The 5,834-nt window shown below is 73.1% G+C and carries 6 protein-coding genes; 2 read left to right on the top strand and 4 right to left on the bottom strand.

Translation table 11 applies throughout. The annotated features are described in order from the left end of the window. Window positions 1–118: 118 nt before the first annotated feature. Window positions 119–1,231 carry a glycerate kinase gene (locus QH283_RS22405; RefSeq protein ID WP_280504930.1) on the bottom strand — a complete coding sequence of 371 codons (1,113 nt, stop codon included), beginning with the start codon at window positions 1,229–1,231 and terminating at the stop codon, window positions 119–121. Between the two features lie 47 nt (window positions 1,232–1,278). Further along, window positions 1,279–2,853 carry an alpha/beta hydrolase gene (locus QH283_RS22410; protein ID WP_280504931.1) on the bottom strand — a complete coding sequence of 525 codons (1,575 nt, stop codon included), beginning with the start codon at window positions 2,851–2,853 and terminating at the stop codon, window positions 1,279–1,281. Between the two features lie 194 nt (window positions 2,854–3,047). Here QH283_RS22410 and QH283_RS22415 point away from each other — a divergent pair, with 194 nt between their 5' ends. Then, window positions 3,048–3,359 carry a GNAT family N-acetyltransferase gene (locus QH283_RS22415; RefSeq protein WP_280504932.1) on the top strand — a complete coding sequence of 104 codons (312 nt, stop codon included), beginning with the start codon at window positions 3,048–3,050 and terminating at the stop codon, window positions 3,357–3,359. A gap of 20 nt (window positions 3,360–3,379) precedes the next feature. On the opposite strand, the gene QH283_RS22420 is transcribed toward QH283_RS22415, so the two are convergent. After that, window positions 3,380–4,141 carry a lysophospholipid acyltransferase family protein gene (locus QH283_RS22420; protein WP_280504933.1) on the bottom strand — a complete coding sequence of 254 codons (762 nt, stop codon included), beginning with the start codon at window positions 4,139–4,141 and terminating at the stop codon, window positions 3,380–3,382. A gap of 67 nt (window positions 4,142–4,208) precedes the next feature. Here QH283_RS22420 and QH283_RS22425 point away from each other — a divergent pair, with 67 nt between their 5' ends. Beyond that, complete coding sequence (locus tag QH283_RS22425) at window positions 4,209–4,853, top strand: YqgE/AlgH family protein (RefSeq protein ID WP_280504934.1); 645 nt, start codon at window positions 4,209–4,211, stop codon at window positions 4,851–4,853. Window positions 4,854–4,911: 58 nt separating this feature from the next. Here the strand turns inward: QH283_RS22425 and QH283_RS22430 are convergent. Further along, window positions 4,912–5,834 (bottom strand): ABC transporter permease (locus QH283_RS22430; RefSeq protein ID WP_348538300.1); only part of this gene is annotated, 923 nt, incomplete at its 5' end.

Below are 5,834 nucleotides of genomic sequence, written 5' to 3' on the forward strand. Positions count from 1 at the left end.
TGTGACCCGGTATTTTCCCCCCCACCCCATATTATCCCCCCCGGCATTTGGTGTGGGGGGGAGGGGCGCTTATTACGGGCTCCGGTTACCGACGCCCCGCCGCACGCGCGGCGCCATCTCAGGCGAGCCGGTCCTCGGCTATCCGAGCCCCCACCCGTTCGAGCAGAGCGGCCGCCTCGGCGATGCACCGGGCCGGATCGGGCTCGATGTCGGTGAGCGCGTACGCCCCGGCGAATCCCGCCTCCCGCAGTCGCCGCGGCGACAGCAGGCACCGGCCCACCGCGGCCACCACCGGCGTCCGCCCGGCCGCCGTGCGCACGCCGATGGGCGCCTTGCCGTGCAGACTCTGCTCGTCGAGCGCGCCCTCGCCGGTCACCACCAGATCGGCCCCGGACACCCGGTCCGCGAAATCCAGCAGGTCGAGCACGATGTCGATGCCGCTGCGCATCCGCGCGCCGAGCACGGCCAGCGCGGCGAACCCCGTCCCGCCCGCCGCGCCCGCGCCAGGAGCGTCCGCGAACTCCGGTCCGGCCACCGCGGCCCAGGCGGTGAGCGCGGCCTCCAGCGCCACGCGCTGCTCCCGATCGGCGCCTTTCTGCGGCGCGTAGACCGCCACCGCGCCGCGCGGCCCGAGCAGCGGGTTGTCGACATCGCAGGCCAGGGTGAAACGCGCCGATCCGACCCGCTCGCACAGCGCGCCGGTGTCCAGCGCGGCCACCCGGGCCAATTCCGCCGAGCCCGGCGGTAGTTCGTCGCCTTCCGCGTCGAGCAGGCGGGCGCCGAGCGCGCGCAGCATGCCGGCGCCGCCGTCGGTGGAGGCGCTGCCGCCGAGACCGAGCACGATCTCCCCTGCGCCCGCGTCGAGCGCGTGCCCGATCACCACGCCGAGGCCGAAGGTGTTCGCGCCCAGCGGGTCCGGGTGTCCGCCGGGCAGCAGCGCCAGCCCGGTGACGGCGGCCAGCTCCACCACCGCCGTCCGCCCGCGCACCGCGTACGAGGTCCGCACCGGCTGCCCGGTCGGCCCCGGCGCGGTGAGCCGCATCCGCTGCCATCCCGCGGCGACGAAGGCGTCGACGGTGCCGTCCCCGCCGTCGGCGACCGGGACGGTGTGCACGTCGGCGGCGGGCACGACCGCGCGGATGCCGCGGGCCAGCGCCGCGGCCACCTCGGGCGCGGTGAGCGAGCCCTTGAACTTGTCCGGGGCGAGCACCACCCGGGGCGCGGACGTCATCCGGCCATTGTCGACCACCGCACCGCGATCCCGGCGCGCACCCGCGCTCACCCGGCGGGCAGTGGCGCCTCGGGTGCCCGATCGATGTGCACCGCACCGGTGCGCAGATAGGTCAGCACGGCCTCGTCCACCACGGGGTTGCCGCGTCCGAACGTGCCGTGATCACCGCCCTCGACGGTCACCAGCTGCCCGCCGAGCGCCCGCGCGAGCGCCGGCCCGCCCTCGTACTGGGTGAGCGCGTCGTGCTCACTCTGCAACAGCAGCGGCGGGGTGGACAGGCCCGAGCCGTCGATGGCGACGGGCTCGGTGACCGGCGGCCAGGAGCCGCAGTTCATGCCGGAGCGCACCAGTGCGGCGCGGGCGTCGAGCGCGTTGCCGCCGGAGGCCAGGGTGCTCACCGCGGCGCCGAGCATCTCCGGCCTGCCCGGCACCGCGTTCTCGTTGCAGGTGATGGCGGAGAACACCACCCGCCCGGCCGGATCGGTCCTCGTCGCGCCCGCGATGGCGATCAGGCCGTCGATGTCGGCGGGGTCGGCCTGCGCCCGGGCCATCGCCTCGGCGAAGACGGGCCAGAAGGCACGTGTGTAGGTGGCCACCGAGGTGGCGCTCACCAGCGGCACCTGGGCCGACGCGCCGCCGGAGAGCAGCAGCCGCAGAAAGTTCTGCACCTTCGCCAATTGCTCGGTGCCGCCGTTGAATCCGTCGCGGGCGATCTCGGCCAGCGGCTCCGGCAGGTCGCCGGGCAGGTCGGAGACGGCGGCGGGGGGCGGGGTGATGTTGGCGTACCAACCGCCACCCTGCGCCGAGACCTGCCGCACCCAGGTCCGGTAGACCTGCATGCTCGTCGTGCCGAGGTGGTAGCGCTCGTCGTTCTCGGCGATCCAGGCGAACAGGGCGTCGAGGCGGTGCTTTCCCGCGGCTTGCTGCTGGGCGAATTCCTCGGTCCACACCCAGCCCGGATGCACATTGGAGTCCAGCACCATGCGGTCCACCCGCTCGGGGAACAGGGTCGCGTAGACCGCGCCGAGATAGGTGCCGTAAGAGGTGCCGAGGTAACCGATGCGATCGAGGCCGAGTGCGGCGCGCACTGCGTCCATGTCGCGGGCGGTGGATTCGGTGGTGACGGTCGCCAGGTAGCCCGGCTGCTGCTCCTCACAGGCGGCCTTCAGCTCCGCATCGGTCACGAAGGCCTCGCCGTCCTCGCCGGTCAGCGACGCGCACGACAGCGGGGTGGACCACCGCAGGCCACGCGGCTGCACGGCGTAGAGGTCGTAGTGGTCGGCGATCTCGGCGGGCATGGCCGACACGCGCTGGGCCCAGAAGTCCAGGGCGTCGACGCCGGGACCACCGGGATTGGAGAACAGCGCGCCCCGCGACGCGCCGCGTGCGGCGATCCGGCTGACCGTCACCTCGATGCGCGGGCCGTCCGGGTCGGCGTGGTCCATCGGGACGGACACGATCGCGCACCGCGCACCCCGGTCCGGCGTCACCGCGCCCTCCGGGCAGGCGCCGAAAACGGGTGCGGGAGCGGCGAGCACAGGTGGTGCGACCACCGCCGACGCGGCCGCCAGGCTCACCGCGCCGAGGCCGAGCATCGCCCGGAACAGCTTCTTCCGCTTCATCTTTCGCCACCTCCCGCGGGAGCGCCGCCCTTCGGGAGGGCGCGACCCGGTCCGATGCATTCTCGCCGGGCGGGCGCGGCGGGACAAGTCGGCGGCGCGCCCGCCCTCGGCGGCGTGGCGGGTCCGCGCTGTGGTGTCCGATGTCGGGCTCCTGCGATGTCTCATGTCGGGCTCCGGCGGAGTAGCGTCGAGTCATGTCGACCGAGGTCCGCATCAACACCGCCCTGGAACGTTTCGAGATCTACGTCGACGGTGACATCGCCGGCTACACCGAGTTCCAGGACACCGCCTCGGAGCGCGCTTTCGTGCACACCGAGATCTTCCCCGGCTACGAACGGCGCGGCTACGCAACCGAACTCATCGGCACCGCGCTGCGCGCCAGCCGCGGCGAGGGTTTCGGCATCCTGCCGATGTGCTCGATGGTGCGCCACTTCGTGGAGATCAACCCGCAGTTCATCTCCTCGGTGCCACAGTGGGCGCGCGGCCGGATGGGCCTGCCGCAGTAAGGTTTTGGCGTTCGGACCGATCAGTAGCGGGCCACCGCCCCGTCCAGGGCGGTCTGGAGGTCGGCGCGCACCAGTCGGGCGATCTCGCCGGGCTTGTCCGGCAGTTCCAGCACCGGCACGCCGAAGTAGAAGCTGGCCGACCTCGCCTCCTCCCGGCTCGGCTCGATCGCCTCGGGCGGGCGCGGGCCGTAGCTGAGCCCGATGCTGACCAGCGCCGGGGGCGCGCCCAGCTTGGCGGCGCGGAAGGCGATGTGCCCGACCCCGCTGCCCACCGCCTGCACGGTGGCCGGGTCCACGTCGTTGCAGGTGCCCTCGGGGAAGATCGCCAGATGGTCGCCGCGCTTCATCCGCTCGGCGCAGATGTTCATCATCTGCTGACCCGCCGCGTTGACCGCCCTGATGCCGTGGTCCTTGCCGCGGAAGACCGGGATGCCGCCCATCATGTCCACCTTGCGCCGCTGGGCGGGGTCGGCGAACAGCTCGTCCTTGGCCAGCACCCGCACCCGCCCGATGATCGAGCGCAACGGACTGCGCCAGGCCATCGCGGCGACGGTGTAGGGGTCGTGCTGAGAGAGGTGGTTGATCGCGAAGATCACCGGCCGCCGCGAGCCCAGCAGTTCGCGCAGTCGCCGCTCGGCGCCCTCGGCGTAGCCGACCCGGGGACGGATGCGGCGCGCGAGCAGGGCATAGGCCGCCAGCGCCGTGATCCGGCGCTGGCGATGGTCCCGGTAGAACTCGTAGACGGCGTCGCAATTGTCGAGGCTGACCACGGGGGGTTCCATGACGACGACTCTAGATCGGTACCGGCACGGACGAGCGCTTCCCCGGGCGAACTGAGATGATGGCGGAGTGGCACGCGGAGACGACCCGGACGAGAGCATGACTCACGGCGGGCACGGCGACCGGCGGCGGCGCGGCTCGCGCGACGGCGAGCGGACGGTCCGTGCGGGATCGTTGCTGCTGGCCTCCACGAGCCTGACCGAGTCCACCTTCCGGCGCACGGTCGTCTACATCATGGAGCACAACGACTCGGGCAGCCTCGGCGTGGTCATCAACCGGCCGAGCGACACCGGGGTCGAGGAGGTGCTGCCCCGCTGGGCGCCGCTGGCCGCCGAGCCTGCCACCCTGCACGTCGGCGGCCCGGTCAAGCGTGACGCCGCCCTCTGCCTGGGCATTCTCCGCGTCGGCGCCTCCACCGCCGGCGTGCCCGGCCTGCGCCGCATCGACGGCAGGGTGGTACTGGTCGACCTGTCCGCCGATCCCGAGCAGATCGCGCCGCTGGTCGAGGGCATCCGTGTCTTCGCGGGCTATTCCGGCTGGACGTTCGGGCAGCTCGAGGGCGAACTCGACAACGACGACTGGATGGTCCTGTCGGCCCTGCCCCACGACCCCATCTCCGCCGCCCGCCCCGACCTGTGGGCCGATGTCCTGCGCCGCCAGCCGCTGCCGCTGTCCCTGCTGGCCACCCATCCCATCGAGGTCGAACGCAACTGACCCGGGCCGGTCGGTGCCGCCCGGGTCGTCGGCGCTGCCGGCGGAGCCGCCTGCCGGTCTAGCCGTCCCGGCGGGCGAACACCCGCGCCGACCAGACGAACCCGATCACACCGAGCCCCAGGCACCAGGCCAGGGCGACGACGGCCGAACCCCCGATCTCGGTGCCCATGAGCAGCCCGCGGATCGTCTCGGTCATCGGCGTGAACGGCTGGTACTCGGCGAACTGGCGCAGCCCGGCGGGCATGGTGTCGGTGGCGACCAGGCCGCTGCCGAGGAAGGGCAGCAGGATGAACGGCAGCGGCAGATTGCTCGCGCTCTCCGGGTTCGGCGAGATCAGGCCCATACCGACCGCGATCCAGGCCAGCGCGAAGGTGAACAGCGCGAGCAGTCCGGCGGCCGCGAGCCACTCCACCGGTTCGGCGTCCGGCCGCCAGCCGATCAGCAGCGCGACCAGCGCCATCGCGCCGCTGCCGAGCAGGCCGAGCACCAGCGTGCCGCCCACGTGGCCCGCCAACATGGACGCGGGCGCGATGGGCATGGTGCGGAACCGGTTGACGATGCCCTTGGTGGTGTCGGTGGCGATCTGCACCGCCAGCGAGGCCATCAGGTAGGCGGGAATCATCAGCAGCATGCCGGGAGCGAGGTAGTCGATGTACTCGCCCTCGGTGGCGGCCTCGAGCGCGCCGCCGAAGACGAAGGCGAACACCAGCAGCAGAACCACCGGCATGACGATGATGCTGATGATCAGGCTGGGATAGCGGACGGCCTGCCGCAGGTTGCGGCGCAGCATGGTGACCGACTCCCGCAGCGGGTCGGCGAGGCTGCGGGTCCGGGCGGGCGGCTCGAGATGGGCGTGCTCATCGGGCGATCTCCTTGTCGGCGGTGGCGGTCGTCGGGGCGGCGGGGTGGCCTCGACGCCCGCGCGGTCCAGGTCGTCGCTCCCGGCGCCCCGCGCGCGCCCCCCCCCGGCCCCAGGGCCCG

This window comes from Nocardia farcinica, assembly GCF_029867845.1.
Taxonomy (GTDB): Bacteria; Actinomycetota; Actinomycetes; order Mycobacteriales; family Mycobacteriaceae; genus Nocardia; species Nocardia farcinica_A.

What these genes read in the sequence shown, in the direction of transcription:
- QH283_RS22405 (WP_280504930.1), bottom strand. Translation starts at nt 1,231, where the DNA reads ATGACGTCCGCGCCCCGGGTGGTGCTCGCCCCGGACAAGTTCAAGGGC.
- QH283_RS22410 (WP_280504931.1), bottom strand. Translation starts at nt 2,853, where the DNA reads ATGAAGCGGAAGAAGCTGTTCCGGGCGATGCTCGGCCTCGGCGCGGTG.
- QH283_RS22415 (WP_280504932.1), top strand. Translation starts at nt 3,048, where the DNA reads ATGTCGACCGAGGTCCGCATCAACACCGCCCTGGAACGTTTCGAGATC.
- QH283_RS22420 (WP_280504933.1), bottom strand. Translation starts at nt 4,141, where the DNA reads ATGGAACCCCCCGTGGTCAGCCTCGACAATTGCGACGCCGTCTACGAG.